This window comes from Pantoea sp. X-Soil-YNGN-844, assembly GCF_059730595.1.
This window is the reverse complement of sequence record NZ_AP036007.1, coordinates 3,530,421-3,549,106: the sequence shown is the minus strand read 5'-3', so window position 1 is coordinate 3,549,106 and position 18,686 is coordinate 3,530,421. Positions and strand designations below refer to the sequence as shown.

Sequence of the window (18,686 nt, the reverse complement as noted above, 5' to 3'; positions counted from 1 at the left end):
GAACCATAGGTTCTACTAGCAACAAACAACAAGCATATAAGGAAAAGATAGAATGGCTAAGGGGCAATCATTACAAGACCCGTTTTTGAACGCACTGCGTCGTGAACGTGTTCCGGTTTCGATTTATCTGGTTAACGGTATTAAGCTGCAGGGTCAGATTGAGTCATTTGATCAGTTCGTCATTTTGTTGAAAAACACGGTAAGCCAGATGGTTTATAAGCACGCCATTTCTACCGTTGTTCCTTCGCGCCCGGTTTCTCACCATAGCAATAATACCGGTGGCGGCAGCAACAATTACCATCATGGTGGCAGCAACACATCTGCGCAGCCACAGCCACAACAAGACGGTGATAACGCAGAATAACGCGTCGCCGTACATCCAGGAACGGAGAACAGAGGTTTTCCGTCCTGGTCTTTTATTTAGCGAGGTTATAGCTTGTTTGACCGTTATGATGCCGGTGAGCAGGCCGTACTGGTACACATCTGGTTCTCCCAAGACAAAGAAGTAGAAGATTTACAGGAGTTTGAAACTCTGGTCTCTTCTGCTGGCGTTGAGGCGCTGCAAGTGGTTACTGGCAGCCGTAAAGCGCCACACCCCAAGTATTTTGTCGGTGAAGGAAAAGCCGTTGAAATTGCCGATGCGGTAAAAACAACTGGAGCATCGGTCGTATTATTCGATCATGCCCTTACGCCCGCTCAGGAAAGAAACCTCGAGCGCCTGTGCGAATGCCGTGTCATTGATCGCACTGGTCTTATTCTGGATATTTTTGCCCAACGCGCGCGTACCCACGAAGGTAAATTGCAGGTTGAGCTGGCGCAGCTGCGTCACCTTGCGACACGTCTGGTACGTGGCTGGACGCACCTTGAACGTCAGAAAGGCGGGATCGGCTTGCGTGGTCCGGGTGAAACACAGTTAGAAACCGACCGCCGTCTTCTGCGCGGACGTATCAGTCAGATCCTGTCTCGTCTTGAGCGGGTTGAAAAACAGCGAGAGCAGGGACGACAGTCTCGTGCTAAAGCCGATGTGCCAACTGTTTCGCTGGTGGGTTACACCAACGCCGGCAAGTCGACCCTCTTTAACGCCATGACCTCTGCCAACGTCTTTGCCGCAGACCAGCTGTTTGCGACACTTGACCCCACACTGCGCCGTCTGAATGTTGCCGATGTCGGAGACGTGGTTCTGGCGGACACGGTCGGCTTTATTCGCCATCTTCCTCACGATCTGGTTGCCGCATTTAAAGCCACGCTGCAGGAGACACGTCAGGCGACGCTGTTACTGCACGTGATTGATGGTGCCGATCTTCGCGTTACGGAAAATATCGCCGCCGTCGATGCCGTACTGGAAGAGATTGAAGCGGACGAAATTCCGACCTTACTGGTCATGAATAAAATCGATATGCTCGACGGATTCGAACCGCGTATCGATCGCAACGAAGAGAACCTGCCCATCCGCGTCTGGCTTTCCGCCCAGACCGGTGCAGGCATTCCGTTGCTGTGGCAGGCTCTGTCCGAGCGCCTGTCAGGGGAAATTGCCCAGCACGCGTTACGTCTGCCACCGGAGGCGGGGCGACTTCGCAGCCGTTTCTATCAGTTGCAGGCGATTGAGAAAGAGTGGAATGAAGAGGACGGCAGTGTAGGCTTGCAGATACGTATGCCCATCATTGAGTGGATGCGTTTATGTAAGCAGGAACCGTCGCTGACCAGTTACATTGTTTGATATTGCCCAAACGCATTTACCTTAAAAATTGAAGATTGTCGCACTTTCGTTGCAGGCCTGAATACGCAGGATTTACCCGGGTATTTCGGATTTCAGCAAGGCGGCAACTGAGTGAATCCCCGGGCGCTTACGCAGGTAAGTGAACGGGGTGAGCGAAGGCAGCCAGTACCGCTGCAATCCGAAAGATGAAGGGTAAAAACCGTAATTACAATAAATGGAGTAGAGACATGGCGTGGAATCAGCCCGGAAATAACGGACAGGACCGCGACCCGTGGGGAAGCAGCAATAATCAAGGCGGCAACTCTGGGGGAAATAAGGGAGGACGGGAATCCGGGCCTCCTGATCTGGATGATATCTTCCGTAAGCTGAGCAAAAAGCTTGGTGGACTGGGCGGTGGCAAACAGAGCGACAACGGTCAGCGCGGCTCCGGCAGCGGTGGCAAAATTGTTGGCATCGTGGCTGTTGCTGCTGTAGTCATCTGGGCTGCAAGCGGTTTCTACACCATCAAAGAAGCGGAACGTGGCGTGGTAACGCGCTTCGGTAAGTTCAGTCACCTGGTTGAGCCCGGCCTGAACTGGAAACCGACATTTGTTGATCAGGTACGCGCGGTTAACGTTGAAGCAGTGCGTGAACTGGCGGCTTCTGGCGTGATGCTGACCTCAGATGAAAACGTCGTGCGCGTGGAAATGAACGTGCAGTATCGCGTGACCGATCCGGAACGTTATCTTTATGCCGTGACCAGCGCGGATGACAGCCTGCGTCAGGCTACCGACAGTGCGCTGCGCGGCGTGATCGGTCGTTCTACCATGGACCGCATTCTGACCGAAGGCCGTACCGTGGTGCGTAGCGACACCCAGCGTGAAATCGATGAAACAATTCGCCCTTACAACATGGGGATCGCGGTGCTGGACGTCAACTTCCAGGCTGCCCGTCCGCCGGAAGAGGTGAAGTCTGCGTTTGATGACGCGATCGCCGCACGTGAAAACCGCGAACAGTATGTTCGTGAAGCAGAAGCTTACGCCAACGAAGTTCAGCCTCGTGCTAATGGCCAGGCACAGCGTATTCTGGAAGAAGCGCGCGCTTACAAAGAGCGTACCGTTCTGGAAGCGCAGGGTGAAGTGGCGCGTTTCGCCAAGATTCTGCCGGAGTATAAAGCCGCGCCTGAAATCACCAAAGAGCGTCTCTATATCGAGACCATGGAACGTGTGCTGAGCCATACCCGCAAAGTACTGGTTAACGATCGGGGTAACAACCTGATGATGCTGCCGCTGGATCAACTGATGCGTGGCGGTCAGGCGACATCGGGTCAGAATGGTCAGAAAGGCGGTAACAGTTCTTCGCTGCCAGCCACCTCCGATCGCAACGCCAGCCGCAATGACACGTCGTCATACAGTCCGGACAATATCATGGATCAGCGTCGGGCGAATGCTCAGCGCAGCGACAGCCAGCGCGAAGGGAGAGAGTAATCGATGCGTAAGCCAATAGTATTTTTAATCATTGTCGTGCTGGTGGCGCTCTATGCGTCGCTGTTTGTGGTGCAGGAAGGGCAGCGAGGCATTGTTCTGCGCTTCGGTAAAGTCCTGCGCGACGGCGAAAACAAACCCCAGGTGTTTGAGCCGGGTCTGCATTTTAAGATCCCTTTCCTGGAAACGGTTAAAACGCTGGATGCACGCATTCAGACTATGGATAACCAGGCCGATCGCTTCGTCACCAAAGAGAAGAAAGATCTGATCGTGGACTCCTACATCAAATGGCGTATCAGCGATTTCAGTCGCTACTACCTAGCGACCGGTGGCGGTGATGTTTCTCAGGCAGAAGTGCTGCTGAAACGTAAGTTCAGTGACCGTTTGCGTTCTGAAATGGGTCGTCTGGATGTGAAGGATATCGTCACAGATTCCCGTGGTCGCCTGACCACCGATGTGCGTGACGCGCTGAATACCGGTTCTGCGGGCAGCGATGATGAAATCGCCACGCCTGCGGCTGATGATGCGATTGCCAGCGCAGCAGCCCGTGTAGAGCGTGAAACCAACAGCAGCGAGCCAGCGCCGAATCCGAACAGCATGGCAGCACTGGGTATTCAGGTTGTGGATGTGCGCATCAAGCAGATCAACCTGCCGACCGAAGTTTCAGATGCAATCTTCAACCGTATGCGTGCTGAGCGTGAAGCCGTAGCGCGTAGTCAGCGTTCACAGGGTCAGGAAGAGGCAGAAAAACTGCGTGCTCAGGCCGATTATCAGGTGACGCGTACGCTGGCTGAAGCCCAGCGTGAAGCCCTGATCACGCGCGGTGACGGTGATGCAGAAACGGCGCGGTTGTTTGCGGATTCGTTCAGCAAAGATCCTGACTTCTACGCCTTTATTCGTAGCCTCCGTGCCTATGAAAACAGCTTTAATGAAAATCAGGATGTGATGGTGTTAAGCCCGGATAGCGACTTCTTCCGATATATGAAGGCGCCCTCTAACGCGACACGTTAAGAACTGATATAACCTGTGGGCCGACAATGTTGTCGGCCTTTTTTTTGGGTAGCAAGATGAAAACAAGCATCTGGATGGCACTGGCGCTGGTATTAGTGCTGGAAGGGTTGGGACCGATGTTTATGCCACGCGCCTGGCGACGCATGATCCTGACGATGACCCGCTTACCCGACCGTCTGCTGCATCGCTTTGGCGGCGGACTGGTGGTCGCGGGCATGGTGATTTACTGCATGCTCAGCCTGCACGGCAACCTGTAAATCGGGTTTCAGACCGGCTAAATTGTGCCTCTTCGCGCCATTATCCCCAACATGTTGTAGTGATCAAAACTCAGGCAAAAAAGCGCGCAATCGTATGCTAAAAGTGCTGAAAACCATGGGATCAGATGGTAGAATCCTTTTTTAAGCAATCGGTGATTTTGAGAAATGGGTAAGAACGTCGTCGTACTGGGCACCCAATGGGGTGACGAAGGTAAAGGTAAGATTGTAGACCTTCTGACTGAGCGCGCGAATTACGTTGTGCGTTATCAAGGCGGCCACAATGCGGGCCACACGCTTGTCATCAACGGTGAAAAAACCGTCCTCCACCTGATCCCTTCTGGCATTCTGCGCGATAACGTCACCAGCATTATCGGTAACGGCGTAGTGCTTTCTCCTGAAGCCTTAATGAAAGAGATGAAAGGCCTGGAAGCGCGCGGGATCCCGGTACGTGAACGTCTGCTGATTTCTGAAGCCTGTCCGCTGATCCTGCAATATCACGTTGCGATGGATATGGCGCGTGAACGTGCCCGTGGTGCCAAAGCGATTGGTACTACTGGTCGTGGCATCGGCCCTGCTTATGAAGACAAAGTCGCCCGTCGTGCACTGCGCGTCAGCGACCTGTTCAACAAAGAAACCTTTGCTGCCAAGCTGAAAGAAGTGGTCGATTTCTACAACTTCCAGCTGGTTGAGTACTACAAAGAGCCGGCTGTGGACTTCGACAAAGTGCTGAGCGATGTGATGGAAGTCGCTGACATCCTCACTGGCATGGTGGTTGACGTTTCAGAACTGCTGGATAGCGCGCGCAAGCGTGGCGATCTGATTATGTTTGAAGGCGCGCAGGGTACGCTGCTGGATATCGATCACGGAACTTATCCGTACGTGACGTCGTCCAACACGACCGCAGGTGGCGTGGCAACCGGCTCAGGCATTGGTCCGCGCTATGTCGACTACGTGCTGGGTATTGTGAAAGCGTACTCAACCCGCGTGGGCGCAGGTCCGTTCCCGACTGAGCTGTTCGATGAAACCGGCGAATTCCTCTGTGCGCAGGGTAATGAGTTTGGTGCGACCACCGGACGTCGTCGTCGTACCGGCTGGCTGGATGCGGTCGCGGTTCGCCGCGCGGTTCAGATCAACTCCCTGTCAGGTTTCTGCATGACCAAACTGGACGTGCTGGATGGCCTGAAAGAGGTGAAAATCTGTGTGGCTTACCGTATGCCTGATGGCCGCGAAGTGACCACTACGCCACTGGCGGCAGAGAACTGGGAAGGCATTGAGCCGATCTACGAAACCCTGCCAGGCTGGAGCGAGACTACATTTGGCGTGAAGACGCTGGAAGGTTTGCCTCAGGCTGCACGCGACTACATTAAGCGTGTAGAAGAGGTTACGGGTGTGCCGATTGATATTATCTCAACCGGTCCAGACCGCAGTGAAACAATGATTCTGCGCGATCCATTCGACGCATAATCATTCAGGCCGGACGCTGTCCGGCCCTTGTTTTTCCACTCTTTGATGCCACTTTACCTCCCTTCGCTTGTCAAACCTTGTGCTGGCTTAAAAAAACGCACGGCAAATCAGACTCTGGTTTATCATCGTAGCTAATCGAATGACGATCCGATTTAATTCTGACATCAATCACAGGGCGAATAATGCAATGCCACGCCTGAAGGTTCACTGAGGTTACTGTGCAGCTCACGAGTTTTACTGATTATGGCTTACGGGCGCTGATTTATCTGGCAGCGTTGCCTGAAGGTCAGCAGACCAATATTACGGAAGTGACAAATACTTATGGTTTGTCCCGTAATCATATGGTCAAAATCATCAATCAGCTGAGCCGTGCGGGCTACGTTGCCGCAACACGTGGAAAAAATGGGGGCATTCGCCTGGGTATGCCGCCTCGTCAGATTGTTATTGGCGACGTGGTACGCAAGATGGAACCGCTACAATTAGTGGACTGCGCCTCCTGTTCCATCACACCAGCCTGCCGTCTGAAGCAGGCACTGCACGATGCAGTGCAGCGCTTTTTGCAGGAGCTGGATAGCTATACGCTGGCAGATTTGGTCGAAGGAAATACACCACTTTATGAAATCATCCTGTCCAAATCGCCGGCGGAAATAAATATTAAATGACATCGGAGGAACCGCTATGTCAAAAGATCCTTTTCAGGATAGAGAAGCTGAAAAATACGAAAACCCTATTCCAAGCCGTGAATTTATTCTGGCGCTGTTAGAAAAACGTGAAAAACCAGCCAGCCGTGAAGAGCTGGCTGAAGAGATGAATCTGCACGAAGAAGAGCACCTTGAGGCGCTGCGTCGCCGCCTTCGCGCCATGGAGCGTGATGGTCAGCTGGTGTTCACCCGCCGTCAATGCTATGCGCTGCCAGAACGTCTTGATCTCCTGCGCGGTAAAGTCATTGGTCATCGTGATGGCTACGGCTTCCTGCGGGCAGAAGGTCAGAAAGATGACCTCTACCTCTCCGCAGAACAGATGAAATTCTGTATGCACGGTGACGTGATCCTGGCGCAGCCGCTGGGTGCCGATCGCAAAGGCCGCCGCGAAGCGCGCGTGGTCCGCGTGCAGGAACCACGTAACAATCAGATCGTTGGCCGCTACTTTACCGATGCCGGTGCCGGCTTCGTGGTACCGGACGACAGTCGCCTGAGTTTTGATATCCTCATCCCGCCTGAAGAGACGATGAATGCCCGCATGGGTTCCGTGGTGGTGGTTGAGCTGGTCCAGCGTCCGAACCGCCGCACCAAAGCGATCGGTAAAGTGGCTGAGATTCTGGGCGATGATATGGGCACCAGCCTGGCAGTTGATATGGCGCTGCGGACCCATGAAATACCGCACACCTGGCCGCCAGAAGTGGAAGCTCAGGTCAGCAAGCTGAAGGAAGAAGTCCCGGAAGAGGCCAAAAAAGGCCGCGTCGATCTGCGCAAACTCCCGCTGGTCACCATTGATGGTGAAGATGCCCGTGACTTTGATGATGCGGTCTACTGCGAGAAAAAACGCGGTGGCGGATGGCGTCTGTGGGTGGCTATCGCCGATGTGAGCTATTACGTCCGTCCGGGTACGCCACTGGATGACGAAGCGCATCAGCGCGGCACCTCAGTCTACTTCCCGTCGCAGGTTGTGCCGATGCTGCCGGAAGTGCTGTCGAATGGTTTATGCTCGCTTAACCCGCAGGTCGATCGACTCTGTATGGTGTGCGAAATGACCATTTCGACCAAAGGTAAGCTCACCGGCTTTAAGCATTACGAAGCGGTGATGAACTCCCATGCGCGTCTGACCTACAACAAAGTCTGGAACATCCTGCAGGGCGATAAAGAGCTGCGTCTGCAGTATGCACCGCTGGTCAAAGATCTTGAAGAGCTGCACAACCTCTACCAGGTACTGGACGCTGCACGTGAAGAGCGCGGCGGGATCTCGTTTGAAACGGAAGAGGCGAAGTTCATCTTCAACGCCGAGCGCCGTATTGAACGGGTTGAGCGCGCGTCACGTAATGACGCCCACAAGCTGATCGAAGAGTGCATGATACTGGCGAACATTGCCTCAGCACGCTTCGTTGAGAAAAATCAGGAACCGGCACTGTTCCGCGATCACGATCGCCCGACCGATGAGAGCATTAAGAGCTTCCGTACCGTGCTCAACGAGCTGGGACTGACTCTGCCAGGCGGCAACAAACCGCAGCCTGTGGATTATGCGGCGCTGCTGAAGCAGGTTGCCGATCGTCCTGATGCAGAAATGCTGCAAACCATGCTGCTGCGTTCGATGAAGCAGGCGGTTTACGATCCGGAAAACCGCGGTCACTTTGGTCTGGCACTCTCATCGTATGCGCACTTTACTTCGCCAATTCGCCGCTACCCGGATCTGACGCTGCACCGCGCCATTAAATATCTGCTGGCAAAAGAGCAGGATGAAGGTAAAGGTCTGGTACAACGCGCCATCAAATATCTGATGCCGAAGGAGCGCAATGTCGCCAAAGATATGACGACAGCAACCGGCGGCTATCACTACGAGATGCCGGAGATGCTGCAGCTGGGTCTGCACTGTTCCCTGACCGAGCGTCGCGCCGATGAAGCAACCCGTGACGTCGCGGACTGGCTCAAGTGTGATTTCATGCAGGATCAGGTCGGCAACGTCTTCAACGGCGTCATCTCCAGCGTGACCGGATTTGGCTTCTTTGTCCGCCTGAGCGATCTGTTCATCGATGGTCTGGTGCACGTATCAACCCTCGACAACGATTACTACCGTTTTGACCCGGTAGGTCAGCGTCTGATCGGTGAATCGGGCGGCCGCACTTATCGTCTGGGTGACACCGTTGAAGTGCGTGTCGAGGCGGTCCATATGGACGAGCGTAAAATCGACTTTGCTCTTATCTCCAGCCAGCGTCAGGTGCGTGGTGAAGGTAAAACCGCGCGTGATCGGGCGAAGCGTGAAGACAACGCACCAGCAAAGCGTCGTCGTAATGTGAACAAAAAGTCCAACTTCGAGCCGGATGCTGCATTCCGGGGTGACAAGGGCAAACCTGCCGCGGCCAATACCGAGAAAAAAAGTAAAAACGTCTCGGAAAAAACCCGTAAAATCGCCGCCGCCACCCGGGCGAAGCGCGCCAGAAAAAAAGCTGAGCCTGAAGGCTGAGCGTAACAGGATGCGCGTACCCGCCCTTTCTCTCCGCAGAAAGGGCGGTCATTTATTCATTTCCAACCACTGAGCAGATCGATGAGCGAAATTATTTTTGGTATCCATGCCGTGCAGGCGCTGCTGGAACGTGACCCACAACGTTTCCAGGAAGTCTTTATCCTCAAAGGCCGCGACGATCGTCGCCTGCAACCCGTGGTCGCCGCGCTGGAAGCTCAGGGGATCGTGATTCAGCTGGCCGAGCGTAAGTGGCTCGACAGCCACGTTGAAGGCGGTGTACATCAGGGCATCGTGGCGCGGGTAAAACCGGGTCGTCAGTATCAGGAAGGCGACCTGCCGGATCTGCTGCAGAGCCTGGAGAAGCCTTTCCTGCTGGTGCTGGATGGGGTTACCGATCCGCACAACCTGGGTGCCTGCCTGCGCAGCGCCGATGCGGCGGGTGTTCATGCGATTATCGTGCCGAAAGATCGCTCTGCTCCCCTGAATGCCACGGCCAAAAAAGTGGCCAGCGGTGCAGCAGAGAATGTGCCGTTGATTCGCGTCACTAACCTTGCGCGTACACTGCGCCTGCTGCAGGAGTACAACATCTGGGTGGTCGGCACCGCAGGGGAAGCGGATCATACCGTTTTTCAGAGCAAAATGACCGGTCCGATGACGCTGGTGATGGGCGCGGAAGGCGAAGGCATGCGTCGTCTCACCCGCGAGCATTGCGATGAGCTGATCAGTATTCCGATGGCGGGCAGTGTTTCTTCACTCAACGTCTCGGTCGCAACCGGTGTCTGCCTGTTTGAAGCGGTGCGTCAGCGCAACGCCTGATCCCCGATGTGATCCTCGCCACAAATTAGTTTCTGTACCAGGCATAACTGCGTGTCATTCGTATATACCCAAAGGATTTCGGGTTGCATTGAGGCGGCAAGAGAACGAATCCCGATGAGCTTACATGAGTAAGTGATTCGGGTGAGTGAACGCAGCCAACAAAAATGCAGCTTGAAAGACGACGGGTATACTTACTGAGTGACATCCGCGAGGAGTGGTTATGACCTGGACAACACACACCGTTTTTAATCAGCCCCATCCTCTGAGCAACAGTAACCTGTTCCTGTCCGACACGCCGCTTGGCGAGGCACTGTCACGCGAAGGCGCCGGATGGGATGGGGAATGGCTGGCGTCAGTCGGCCGCCAGCTGGGCAGCGCCGAGTCGCTGGAGCTGGGCCGGCTCGCCAACGCTGAACCGCCTGAACTGCTGCGCTACGACGCCCGTGGCGTGCGCCTGGATGAGGTTCGCTTTCATCCTGCCTGGCACCTGCTGATGCAGGGCGTCTGTGCCAGTCGTCTGCACAATCTCAGCTGGCAACCGACGGTGCGTGAACAGGCCAGCGTAGCGCGCGCTGCACGCTTTATTCTGCACGCACAGGTAGATGCGGGTACGCTCTGCCCGATGACCATGACGCACGCCGCCATTCCGCTGCTGCAGGCTTATCTGCCCGCCGCGTTTGAAAGCTGGCTCGATCCGCTGCTCAGCGATCGCTACGACACGCATGCACAGCCCGGCGACCAGAAACGCGGATTGCTGATCGGGATGGGCATGACAGAAAAGCAGGGCGGCAGCGATCTGCTTACCAGCACTACCCGTGCCGAGCCGCTGGGCGCACGAGGCCCGGGTGAAGCCTGGCGGCTGACCGGCCACAAGTGGTTCTTCTCAGTGCCGCAGAGTGATGCGCATCTGGTACTGGCCCAGACGCCCGAGGGATTAAGCTGCTTTTTCCTGCCGCGCCTGTTGCCCGACGGGTCACGTAACGCCATCCAGCTTGAGCAGCTCAAAGATAAGCTGGGCAATCGCTCAAATGCCAGTTGCGAAGTGGAGTTTCGCGACGCGATCGGCTGGCTGCTGGGGGAGGAGGGCGAAGGCGTACGGCTGATCCTGAAAATGGCCGGTATGACGCGCTTTGACTGCGCGCTCGGCAGTCATGGTCAGATGCGGCGCGCCTTCTCGGTGGCGCTCTGGCATGCTCATCAGCGTCAGGTCATGGGGAAAAATCTGGTGGATCAGCCGCTGATGCGTCAGGTTCTGGCACAGCAGGCGCTGCAACTTGAGGGGCAAACTGCCCTGCTGATGCGTCTGGCTCGTGCCTGGTCACAACCGGCCAAATCGCATGAGGTCGCCTTTGCCCGCTTATTTACGCCAGCGGCAAAATATGTAATTTGCAAAGCGGGAGCGCCGTTTGTGGCGGAATCGATGGAAGTGCTGGGGGGCATCGGCTACTGCGAAGCGAGTGAGCTGCCGCGCCTCTATCGTGACATGCCGGTCAACAGCATCTGGGAAGGATCGGGCAATGTGATGTGTCTTGACGTGCTGCGCGTACTCAGCCGTCACGCAGAGGTGACAGAGATGCTGAGTCAGGAGTTTGAGGCGGTAAAAGGGAGTAATCGGCATTTCGATACGCGCTGGCGTCAGCTGCGATTGAAGCTTAAGAACGTTCCCGAAGAGCAGGCGCGCGACGTCACCCACACGCTGCTGCAGCTGGCGACAGGCGCTCAGCTACTGAAATACAGTGAGCCACCCCTGGCCGATGCGTGGTGCCAGCAGTGGCTCGACCAGCGGGGTTCACACCCGTCTGAGGCTGCAGTGACTGACCGGTTACTGGCCCGCGCCTGTGGCCGGTGAGGCACCGTACAGAATCGCGCTGGCGTACCATAAACCGGGCATTACCGTTTCGCTCAGCATCACAATCTGATAGTAAGCCGCGCCAGCCTGATTAGCCTGAGCGGCGATGGCCCGCTGGGCATCATCCGGTGAGCCATGCACGTTAACGGTAATGTTACCCAGCTTCGGCAAACCGCCACTCTGTGCCCGTGAAATCTCCTGCGCCTGTTGGGTTGGCGCAGGCGGGGCTTTTGGCGTGGTTTCAAGCGCGGAACAGCCTGCCAGCAACAGACTTATTATCAGTAAGTAAGCGTAACGCATAGCAAAACCCCTGTTCAGGACGAAACAGTAAGTGTATGTCATCGTCCTGAATGACGTCAGGATTTAAGGCTGAAAACGCTGACCAACTGGGTCAGGTGATGCCCTTTATCACTCAGGTTCTGTGCGCTGTTTTCTGCCTGTGCCACCAGTTCGCTGTTCTGATGGGTCGCCTGGCTGATCTGGTTCATCGCCAGATTCACCTGGCCGATACCCGCCGCCTGCTCCTGCGCTGCCACGTTAATCTCGCCCATCAGCGCCTGCACCTGTTCGATGTGAGTCACAATGTCGGTCATCGCATCGCGCGTCTGCTCAGACAGCTGGTGGCCCTCCGCCACGTTGCTGATGGAGGTGGCAATCAGTCCATCAATCTCCTTGGCGGCCTGCGCGGAACGCTGTGCCAGCGCACGCACTTCTGCGGCCACCACGGCAAAGCCCCGGCCCTGTTCACCGGCTCGTGCCGCTTCAACGGCCGCATTCAGTGCCAGAATATTGGTCTGGAAGGCGATCGACTCAATCACATGGGTGATATCCGCAATGCTTTGCGATGACACCTTGATGGCCGACATGGTGTTGACCGAGCGCACCACCGTCTGGCTGCCATGACTGACGATATCGCTGGCTTCGGCCACCAGTGACATCGCCTGACGCAGGCTGTCAGCAGTGTGTTCGACCGTGGCACCAAACTGCTCCATGCTGGCTGAGGTCTGTTCCACGCTGCTGGCCTGACGCCCGATCTGCTCGCTGATGTTATGGCTGCTGGCCGCGATGGTGTCCGTGCCGTCGCTGATCTCCTGCGCCGCGCCGCGCACCTGGCCGACGATTTTTTCCAGCCCATCGCCAATGCCGTTAATCGCAATAATCAACTGACCGACTTCATCACGACGGCGGGTATCCATATGGACCTGCAGATTTCCGGCGGCATACTGCTCCGCCAGATGGATCACCTGCTGCAGCGGACGGGTAATCGCCCGACGGCTGTACCAGACAAAGCCCAGCGCGAAGATCACCACCAGAATCAGTCCGGTAATCAGGAACAGGTTACGGCTGTGGGTAATCGGGGCGAGCAGGCTGGCACGGTTAACTTCACCGGTAATCACCCAGTTCCAGCCCGGCAACTGCTGCCATGCCAGCATCTGCTGTTTACCGTTGATCTCCACCTGCTGCATACCCTGCGGCTGCGTCAGCAGAGTCTGTAGTGTCGTGTCATCCCAGTCTGGCCGTTTTCCTTCATTGTGCTGATCGAACAGATACTCGCCCTGATTCTTGCCTGGCGTGCCGTTGAGCACATAGAAATGGCCGCTGTCGCCCAGCCGGCGCGCCAGGATTTTCTCGCGCATCAAAGCATACTGCTTATCAATGCCTACGCCGACAAACAGGATGGCGACGACCTTGCCACTCTCATCTTTTACCGGCTGATACTGGGTGATGTAGCGATGGCCGAACAGCGTGGCCAGGCCGCGGTAGACTTCGCCCTGGTGAACACTCTTCCAGGCGGCGCCCGTGCGGTCAAGCTGCGTACCGATGGCGCGACTGCCATCCTCTTTTTTCAGCGAGGTGGAAACACGGACAAAATCATCACCATCGCGCACAAAAATGGTCGCCACGGCGGCGGTGCGGTCGGTGAAATCGTCAACCGCGGTCTGATCGAGGTTCAGCGTTTTTAACCCGGCACGCAGCACCGGTGTCGAAAAGGCACCCACCTGCACCCGCGAGCTTTCATCCAGGCTAAAGCGCTTGGGCAGGAAACTGGTAAACAAATCGGTGTAGTGAGCCACCTCTTCGGTGAGGGTGGCGTTAAACATGGTAGTCATTTCATAGATGCCCTGCACCTGGTTGTGCATGTCATCAATGGCGAGATTTTCCAGCTGGCGCGAGGCGTTGTGGCTTTGAGTCAGTGTCAGTACCAGCAACAGCAGCGCTACGCTGAGAGACGTCAGTACAGACAGCTTAACTCCGAGACTCAGTCCGCTGAGAGAGAGACGCTTCATAAATTACCTTTGATCAAGTTAGGGGAATACACGATCAACGGCACGCTGCGGAAAAAGTTTAGCGTGGAAAAGCATAACTAAGCGCAGCGGGGAATTTCGCAAATTAACCCGCAGAACGTACACTTGAACGGCACGCCTTGCCCCTGCTCAGGAGAGACCATGATTGAACTCACCACAGAAACGCTGGCCGGTATCGAATGCCTGCACGCTACGCCTGCCGGACAGCGGCATCAGCCACTGCCGACCGTACTGTTTTATCACGGCTTCACCTCATCAAAAGAGGTCTACGCCTACTTCGCCGTTGCGCTGGCACAGGCGGGATTTCGGGCAGTTATGCCGGATGCCGAACTGCACGGCGCGCGTTATCACGGTGACGCCGAAGCACGGCTGGGCCGCTTCTGGGAGATTCTGAAGCAGAATATTGATGAGCTGCCACTGCTGGAGACTGCGCTGCGTAATGAGAATCTGATCGCTGGCGAGCGTTTCGCGGTGGCGGGTGCGTCGATGGGCGGCATGACGGCGCTGGGTGCGATGGCACGTTATCCGCAGATTCAGAGCGTCGCCTGCATGATGGGATCGGGCTATTTTATGCAGCTCAGCGAGTCGCTGTTTCCGCCGCTGGTGGCTGACACGCCAGAGCAGAAGGCGCAGTTCGCGGCCCGCATGGCCCCGCTGGCGGACTATGATCCCTGCAACCATCTGGAGGCACTGGCAAACCGTCCGCTGCTGTTGTGGCATGGCGAGGCGGATGAGGTGGTGCCCTGGGCGGAGAGCGTACGACTGGAGCGCGCACTGCGTGACAACGGGCTGGCGCAGCATCTGACCACGCTGTCGGAAAAACAGATTGGACATAAGATTACGCCATCCGCCTTAACGACGCTGATCAGCTTTTTTAAAAATCAGCTTTAAACAATGAACGGGCGGAGAAGGACTCTGCCGCCCGTAAACTTACCGGCCCTTACCAGTGTGCAGACGATTGTTCTGCTGTTCTGGCAGGCGCATTAACCGGGTTTCTTTCCGGCGTATCCAGCCGGTTAACGTAGACATAACCCGATGCCGCTTCGCTGCTGTGACTTCTCATCTGCTGCGCACAGTCAGCATAGCTGGCAAGAGCGGGTGGAGACAGGAAGAGACCCAGTAAAGTGGCGATGACGAACGTTTTCATGCCCGACTCCTCACTTCAGGGAACACACTCTGAATGACGCCACTAAGCGAACCGTCGCGTCTTTATTCAGTTTAGCGACTGAGCATATTATCGCCAGATCGTCTCTCTGAACCTCTCTGTCAGGGTTTTTGAACAAAGCGGTATTAACCCGCTGTATTCACATCATTAGCACAAAAAGCCACGGTATCTGGCACGCTGCCGGCAATTTGTTTAAATGTGCGCTTGAGTTCAGGGGCCGTCGCCAGTATGATTACGCGTCAATTTTTCAGCCGCATTCTCAGGCTGTGTCCCACAAGCGCTCGTCACAGCGAACCTTTGTGGGACACAGCCTATAACGTTCCTTGCTTCCATGGGCCGCGGTTGACCCCGACAGGAGGCTGAATAATCCGTAAGGAGCAATTTCGATGCGTCATTACGAAATCGTATTTATGGTTCATCCTGACCAGAGCGAACAGGTTCCTGGCATGATCGAGCGTTACACTGGTGCTATCACTGGTGCAGAAGGCACGATTCACCGTCTGGAAGACTGGGGCCGCCGTCAGCTGGCTTACCCGATCAACAAACTGCACAAAGCGCATTACGTTCTGATGAACGTTGAAGCGCCGCAGGAAGCGATCGATGAGCTGGAAACGAACTTCCGCTTCAACGACGCCGTTATCCGTAGCATGGTTATGCGCGTTAAAAACGCGGTAACTGAAGCATCGCCGATGGTTAAAGCGAAAGATGAGCGTCGTGATCGTCGCGAAGATTTTGCTAACGAATCCGCTGATGAGTCAGATGCTGGGGATTCTGAAGAGTAATCCATCGTGACGGTCAATCGGCTTCGCCTGTCTGGCACTGTGTGCAGGACACCGGTTCGAAGAGTTAGCCCGTCAGGAATTCCTCACTGTCAGTTCGTGCTTGAGCACCGCTCAGTGCAGGAGGAGGCCGGGTTTCACCGGCAAGCCTGGTGTCGTATGCCTGTTATTATTAGCGGCAGCGCCCATCAGGTGATTACTCAACATATAACGGTCGGCACGCAACTCACACTCGACGGTTTCATTAGTTGCCATCAGGCACGAAATGGCCAGAGCAAAGTGGTGTTCCATGCCGAGCAGATTGAATTGATAGATTCTGGAGACTAGCCTAATGGCACGTTATTTCCGTCGTCGCAAGTTCTGCCGTTTCACCGCGGAAGGCGTTGTTGAGATCGATTACAAAGACATCGCAACGTTGAAAAACTACATTACCGAAAGCGGTAAAATTGTCCCGAGCCGTATCACCGGTACTCGTGCAAAATACCAGCGTCAGTTGGCTCGCTGCATCAAGCGTGCGCGTTACCTGTCTCTGCTGCCGTACACTGATCGTCATCAGTAATCGGCAACTGTCCATTAACGACTTTAAGAGGATAAGGTAATGCAAGTTATTCTGCTTGATAAAGTAGCAAACCTTGGCACCCTGGGTGATCAGGTTAACGTTAAAGCGGGCTACGCTCGTAACTTCTTAGTACCACAGGGCAAAGCTGTTCCTGCTACTAAGAAAAACGTTGAGTTCTTCGAAGCACGCCGTGCTGAACTGGAAGCCAAACTGGCTGACGTTCAGTCTGCAGCAACTGCACGCGCTGAGAAAATTAATGCACTGGGCACGGTAACCATCACGTCTAAAGCAGGCGATGAAGGTAAACTGTTCGGTTCAATCGGTACCCGCGACATCGCTGATGCAGTGACTGCAGCAGGCGTTGAAGTGGCTAAGAGCGAAGTTCGTCTGCCGAACGGCGTTCTGCGCACTACCGGTGAGCATGAAGTAAGCTTCCAGGTTCACAGCGAAGTATTCGCTAAACTGAACGTGAAAGTTGTTGCTGGTTAATTCTGATTAACTGAGCACGACATTAACGCCGGCCCTGTGCCGGCGTTTTTGTTTTTATGCCTTTGTGCTGGCCGCGGTGCGCGTTACTGCGCGCGAATAAAGCTGCCATCGGGCTGACGGGTAAACAGCACCGGGCCGTTAGCGCCATCCACTGTCAGGCCTGTTACCACTCCCTGCGCATCCTGACGGATTTTAACCTGCTGGCCACTTTTCAGTGAGCTGAGCGGCTGATCGCTGCCTTCTACCCGCGCCATCGCAAACACATCATTTACCGGCAGACTGTTGTCACGAAACAGTTGCGCCAGCGTCTGACCGGACGCAATCGTCAGGTTACGCCATTCCCCCTGAGAATCGGCTTTTGGCGTCTGCTGAGATTGTGAAGATGAAGGCTGGCGGGTACCGCTGTTTTCATAAATATCCGCCTGCATCGGCACCTCCTTCTCAGCCGGAGGGGTAACAGGCTGCTCAACCGGATAGCGCAATGTACTGGCGGGCCAGAGAAACGCGACCAGCATTACCAGCAGAGCGGCTACGATGCCCCGACGGTGCGGCGCAGGCAGCGGGTCCATCCAGCGAATATGGTCGGTAAAATGCCAGATACGCTGAAGCCATGTCGGCAGTCGGGATGACGCGTCTGAAGCCATTCGGGGTTTCTCCTCTCCGGCAGGCTGCTGTGGCCTGCGTGCGGCCAGCCAGCTCTGCAGCCGGGATACAAGATGTTTTGCACGCATCCTGCGGCGTCGTGGGGCAATCTGGCCCATGTTTGCTCTCTTATTCAGGTGCTACAGACGGGGTGATCCCCATCGATAGTTATAGTATGGGCAATACCGGCGCGAAGTGCCTGCCAGCATTGATAAATTTGACGGCTCTATTGTTTCTCTTTCATCAGTAAAAGTCATCTGCGACGCAGGGCATTTTACGCCAGCGGCCTGCGCTGCTATGCTGCCGGTTCGAATTTATCCGAGAGTGAAAGGAACGAAGATGACTACCCCTTCTTTCGACAGCGTCGAAGCACAAGCAAGTTACGGTATTGGTTTACAGGTTGGCCAGCAGTTGCTGGAATCTGGTCTGCAGGGTCTGCAACCAGAAGCACTGCTCGCGGGTCTGCGCGACGCGCTGGAAGGGAACTCACCGGCCGTACCGGTTGACGTGGTTCATCGCGCACTGCGTGAAGTACACGAACGTGCGGAAGGCGTACGTCGTGAGCGTACCGAAGCCATGGCAGCAGAAGGTCAGGCGTTCCTGCAGGAACATGCGCAGCGTGAAGGCGTGAGCAGCACCGAATCAGGCCTGCAGTTCAGCGTGATTACTCAGGGCGAAGGTCCAATCCCATCACGTCAGGATCGCGTACGCGTTCACTACACCGGCAAACTGATCGACGGCAGCGTATTCGACAGCTCGGTTGCCCGTGGCGAACCGGCAGAATTCCCGGTCAGCGGTGTTATCCCTGGCTGGATCGAAGCACTGACCCTGATGCCGGTTGGCTCAAAATGGGAACTGGTGATCCCACAGAACCTCGCGTATGGCGAGCGCGGTGCGGGTGCCTCTATCCCACCATTCAGCACCCTGATCTTCGAAGTCGAGCTGCTGGAAATTCTGTAATACCCGGACGCTGCAACCAACCCGGTTGCAGCGTT

General features: G+C 55.5%; 20 protein-coding genes. 16 read left to right on the top strand and 4 right to left on the bottom strand.

Going from position 1 to position 18,686, the window contains the following annotated elements:
* Nucleotides 1-52: 52 nt before the first annotated feature.
* The 10 genes from hfq (at nt 53) to AC6I8C_RS16375 (ending at nt 11,751) form a co-directional block, all read left to right on the top strand.
* A complete protein-coding gene (gene hfq, locus AC6I8C_RS16420) occupies nt 53-364 on the top strand; it encodes an RNA chaperone Hfq (RefSeq protein ID WP_009087468.1) in 312 nt (103 codons plus the stop codon).
* A 72-nt stretch (nt 365-436) separates the two neighbouring features.
* Complete coding sequence (hflX, locus tag AC6I8C_RS16415; protein WP_013359181.1) at nt 437-1,717, top strand: ribosome rescue GTPase HflX; 1,281 nt, start codon at nt 437-439, stop codon at nt 1,715-1,717.
* 227 nt (nt 1,718-1,944) lie between these two features.
* Nucleotides 1,945-3,183 (top strand): FtsH protease activity modulator HflK, encoded by a 1,239-nt coding sequence (gene hflK, locus AC6I8C_RS16410; protein ID WP_013359180.1) that lies wholly within the window; start codon nt 1,945-1,947, stop codon nt 3,181-3,183.
* A 3-nt stretch (nt 3,184-3,186) separates the two neighbouring features.
* Nucleotides 3,187-4,191 carry a protease modulator HflC gene (gene hflC / locus AC6I8C_RS16405; protein ID WP_013359179.1) on the top strand — a complete coding sequence of 335 codons (1,005 nt, stop codon included), beginning with the start codon at nt 3,187-3,189 and terminating at the stop codon, nt 4,189-4,191.
* 56 nt (nt 4,192-4,247) lie between these two features.
* Nucleotides 4,248-4,448 (top strand): DUF2065 domain-containing protein, encoded by a 201-nt coding sequence (locus AC6I8C_RS16400; protein WP_010256126.1) that lies wholly within the window; start codon nt 4,248-4,250, stop codon nt 4,446-4,448.
* A gap of 165 nt (nt 4,449-4,613) precedes the next feature.
* Nucleotides 4,614-5,912 carry an adenylosuccinate synthase gene (locus AC6I8C_RS16395; protein WP_013359178.1) on the top strand — a complete coding sequence of 433 codons (1,299 nt, stop codon included), beginning with the start codon at nt 4,614-4,616 and terminating at the stop codon, nt 5,910-5,912.
* 218 nt (nt 5,913-6,130) lie between these two features.
* Nucleotides 6,131-6,574, top strand: coding sequence for a nitric oxide-sensing transcriptional repressor NsrR (nsrR, locus tag AC6I8C_RS16390; protein WP_013359177.1), 444 nt, complete (start codon nt 6,131-6,133; stop codon nt 6,572-6,574).
* Between the two features lie 16 nt (nt 6,575-6,590).
* Nucleotides 6,591-9,086, top strand: a complete 2,496-nt coding sequence (gene rnr, locus AC6I8C_RS16385; protein WP_497823072.1) for a ribonuclease R — start codon at nt 6,591-6,593, stop codon at nt 9,084-9,086.
* An 81-nt stretch (nt 9,087-9,167) separates the two neighbouring features.
* On the top strand, nt 9,168-9,902 hold the full coding sequence (gene rlmB / locus AC6I8C_RS16380; RefSeq protein ID WP_497823071.1) for a 23S rRNA (guanosine(2251)-2'-O)-methyltransferase RlmB: 735 nt from the start codon (nt 9,168-9,170) through the stop codon (nt 9,900-9,902).
* 220 nt (nt 9,903-10,122) lie between these two features.
* A complete protein-coding gene (locus AC6I8C_RS16375) occupies nt 10,123-11,751 on the top strand; it encodes an isovaleryl-CoA dehydrogenase (RefSeq protein WP_497823070.1) in 1,629 nt (542 codons plus the stop codon).
* Here AC6I8C_RS16375 and bsmA read toward each other — a convergent pair.
* Together bsmA and AC6I8C_RS16365 are read right to left on the bottom strand one after the other, a co-directional pair.
* On the bottom strand, nt 11,725-12,051 hold the full coding sequence (gene bsmA / locus AC6I8C_RS16370) for a biofilm peroxide resistance protein BsmA (protein WP_497823069.1): 327 nt from the start codon (nt 12,049-12,051) through the stop codon (nt 11,725-11,727). The genes AC6I8C_RS16375 and bsmA overlap by 27 nt on opposite strands.
* 56 nt (nt 12,052-12,107) lie before the next feature.
* Nucleotides 12,108-14,039, bottom strand: coding sequence for a methyl-accepting chemotaxis protein (locus tag AC6I8C_RS16365; RefSeq protein ID WP_497823068.1), 1,932 nt, complete (start codon nt 14,037-14,039; stop codon nt 12,108-12,110).
* Nucleotides 14,040-14,198: 159 nt separating this feature from the next.
* On the opposite strand from AC6I8C_RS16365, the gene yjfP reads away from it, so the two are divergent.
* Nucleotides 14,199-14,948: an esterase gene (gene yjfP, locus AC6I8C_RS16360; protein WP_497823067.1), complete on the top strand. Its 750-nt coding sequence runs from the start codon at nt 14,199-14,201 to the stop codon at nt 14,946-14,948.
* 49 nt (nt 14,949-14,997) lie between these two features.
* On the opposite strand, the gene AC6I8C_RS16355 is transcribed toward yjfP, so the two are convergent.
* Nucleotides 14,998-15,204 (bottom strand): hypothetical protein, encoded by a 207-nt coding sequence (locus AC6I8C_RS16355; RefSeq protein ID WP_497823066.1) that lies wholly within the window; start codon nt 15,202-15,204, stop codon nt 14,998-15,000.
* A gap of 404 nt (nt 15,205-15,608) precedes the next feature.
* Here AC6I8C_RS16355 and rpsF point away from each other — a divergent pair, with 404 nt between their 5' ends.
* Genes rpsF through rplI form a run of 4 tightly spaced genes read left to right on the top strand, consistent with a single transcriptional unit; the run spans nt 15,609 to nt 17,049 of the window.
* Nucleotides 15,609-16,004, top strand: a complete 396-nt coding sequence (rpsF, locus tag AC6I8C_RS16350) for a 30S ribosomal protein S6 (RefSeq protein WP_003855334.1) — start codon at nt 15,609-15,611, stop codon at nt 16,002-16,004.
* A 6-nt stretch (nt 16,005-16,010) separates the two neighbouring features.
* Nucleotides 16,011-16,328, top strand: coding sequence for a primosomal replication protein N (gene priB / locus AC6I8C_RS16345; RefSeq protein ID WP_013359169.1), 318 nt, complete (start codon nt 16,011-16,013; stop codon nt 16,326-16,328).
* A 4-nt stretch (nt 16,329-16,332) separates the two neighbouring features.
* A complete protein-coding gene (rpsR, locus tag AC6I8C_RS16340; RefSeq protein WP_002210155.1) occupies nt 16,333-16,560 on the top strand; it encodes a 30S ribosomal protein S18 in 228 nt (75 codons plus the stop codon).
* A 39-nt stretch (nt 16,561-16,599) separates the two neighbouring features.
* Nucleotides 16,600-17,049 (top strand): 50S ribosomal protein L9, encoded by a 450-nt coding sequence (gene rplI / locus AC6I8C_RS16335; protein WP_003855506.1) that lies wholly within the window; start codon nt 16,600-16,602, stop codon nt 17,047-17,049.
* An 83-nt stretch (nt 17,050-17,132) separates the two neighbouring features.
* Here rplI and AC6I8C_RS16330 read toward each other — a convergent pair whose 3' ends face one another.
* Nucleotides 17,133-17,810 (bottom strand): LysM-like peptidoglycan-binding domain-containing protein, encoded by a 678-nt coding sequence (locus AC6I8C_RS16330; protein WP_497823065.1) that lies wholly within the window; start codon nt 17,808-17,810, stop codon nt 17,133-17,135.
* Between the two features lie 220 nt (nt 17,811-18,030).
* Here AC6I8C_RS16330 and bamJ point away from each other — a divergent pair, with 220 nt between their 5' ends.
* Nucleotides 18,031-18,651, top strand: coding sequence for a BamJ family beta-barrel-assembly machinery protein (gene bamJ / locus AC6I8C_RS16325; RefSeq protein WP_010256433.1), 621 nt, complete (start codon nt 18,031-18,033; stop codon nt 18,649-18,651).
* Nucleotides 18,652-18,686 lie beyond the last annotated feature (35 nt).

What these genes read in the sequence shown, in the direction of transcription:
- AC6I8C_RS16355 (WP_497823066.1), bottom strand. Translation starts at nt 15,204, where the DNA reads ATGAAAACGTTCGTCATCGCCACTTTACTGGGTCTCTTCCTGTCTCCA.
- AC6I8C_RS16375 (WP_497823070.1), top strand. Translation starts at nt 10,123, where the DNA reads ATGACCTGGACAACACACACCGTTTTTAATCAGCCCCATCCTCTGAGC.
- hfq (WP_009087468.1), top strand. Translation starts at nt 53, where the DNA reads ATGGCTAAGGGGCAATCATTACAAGACCCGTTTTTGAACGCACTGCGT.
- rpsF (WP_003855334.1), top strand. Translation starts at nt 15,609, where the DNA reads ATGCGTCATTACGAAATCGTATTTATGGTTCATCCTGACCAGAGCGAA.
- bamJ (WP_010256433.1), top strand. Translation starts at nt 18,031, where the DNA reads ATGACTACCCCTTCTTTCGACAGCGTCGAAGCACAAGCAAGTTACGGT.
- rpsR (WP_002210155.1), top strand. Translation starts at nt 16,333, where the DNA reads ATGGCACGTTATTTCCGTCGTCGCAAGTTCTGCCGTTTCACCGCGGAA.
- bsmA (WP_497823069.1), bottom strand. Translation starts at nt 12,051, where the DNA reads ATGCGTTACGCTTACTTACTGATAATAAGTCTGTTGCTGGCAGGCTGT.
- rlmB (WP_497823071.1), top strand. Translation starts at nt 9,168, where the DNA reads ATGAGCGAAATTATTTTTGGTATCCATGCCGTGCAGGCGCTGCTGGAA.
- AC6I8C_RS16400 (WP_010256126.1), top strand. Translation starts at nt 4,248, where the DNA reads ATGAAAACAAGCATCTGGATGGCACTGGCGCTGGTATTAGTGCTGGAA.
- AC6I8C_RS16365 (WP_497823068.1), bottom strand. Translation starts at nt 14,039, where the DNA reads ATGAAGCGTCTCTCTCTCAGCGGACTGAGTCTCGGAGTTAAGCTGTCT.
- rplI (WP_003855506.1), top strand. Translation starts at nt 16,600, where the DNA reads ATGCAAGTTATTCTGCTTGATAAAGTAGCAAACCTTGGCACCCTGGGT.
- yjfP (WP_497823067.1), top strand. Translation starts at nt 14,199, where the DNA reads ATGATTGAACTCACCACAGAAACGCTGGCCGGTATCGAATGCCTGCAC.
- hflK (WP_013359180.1), top strand. Translation starts at nt 1,945, where the DNA reads ATGGCGTGGAATCAGCCCGGAAATAACGGACAGGACCGCGACCCGTGG.
- AC6I8C_RS16395 (WP_013359178.1), top strand. Translation starts at nt 4,614, where the DNA reads ATGGGTAAGAACGTCGTCGTACTGGGCACCCAATGGGGTGACGAAGGT.
- hflC (WP_013359179.1), top strand. Translation starts at nt 3,187, where the DNA reads ATGCGTAAGCCAATAGTATTTTTAATCATTGTCGTGCTGGTGGCGCTC.
- AC6I8C_RS16330 (WP_497823065.1), bottom strand. Translation starts at nt 17,810, where the DNA reads ATGGGCCAGATTGCCCCACGACGCCGCAGGATGCGTGCAAAACATCTT.
- rnr (WP_497823072.1), top strand. Translation starts at nt 6,591, where the DNA reads ATGTCAAAAGATCCTTTTCAGGATAGAGAAGCTGAAAAATACGAAAAC.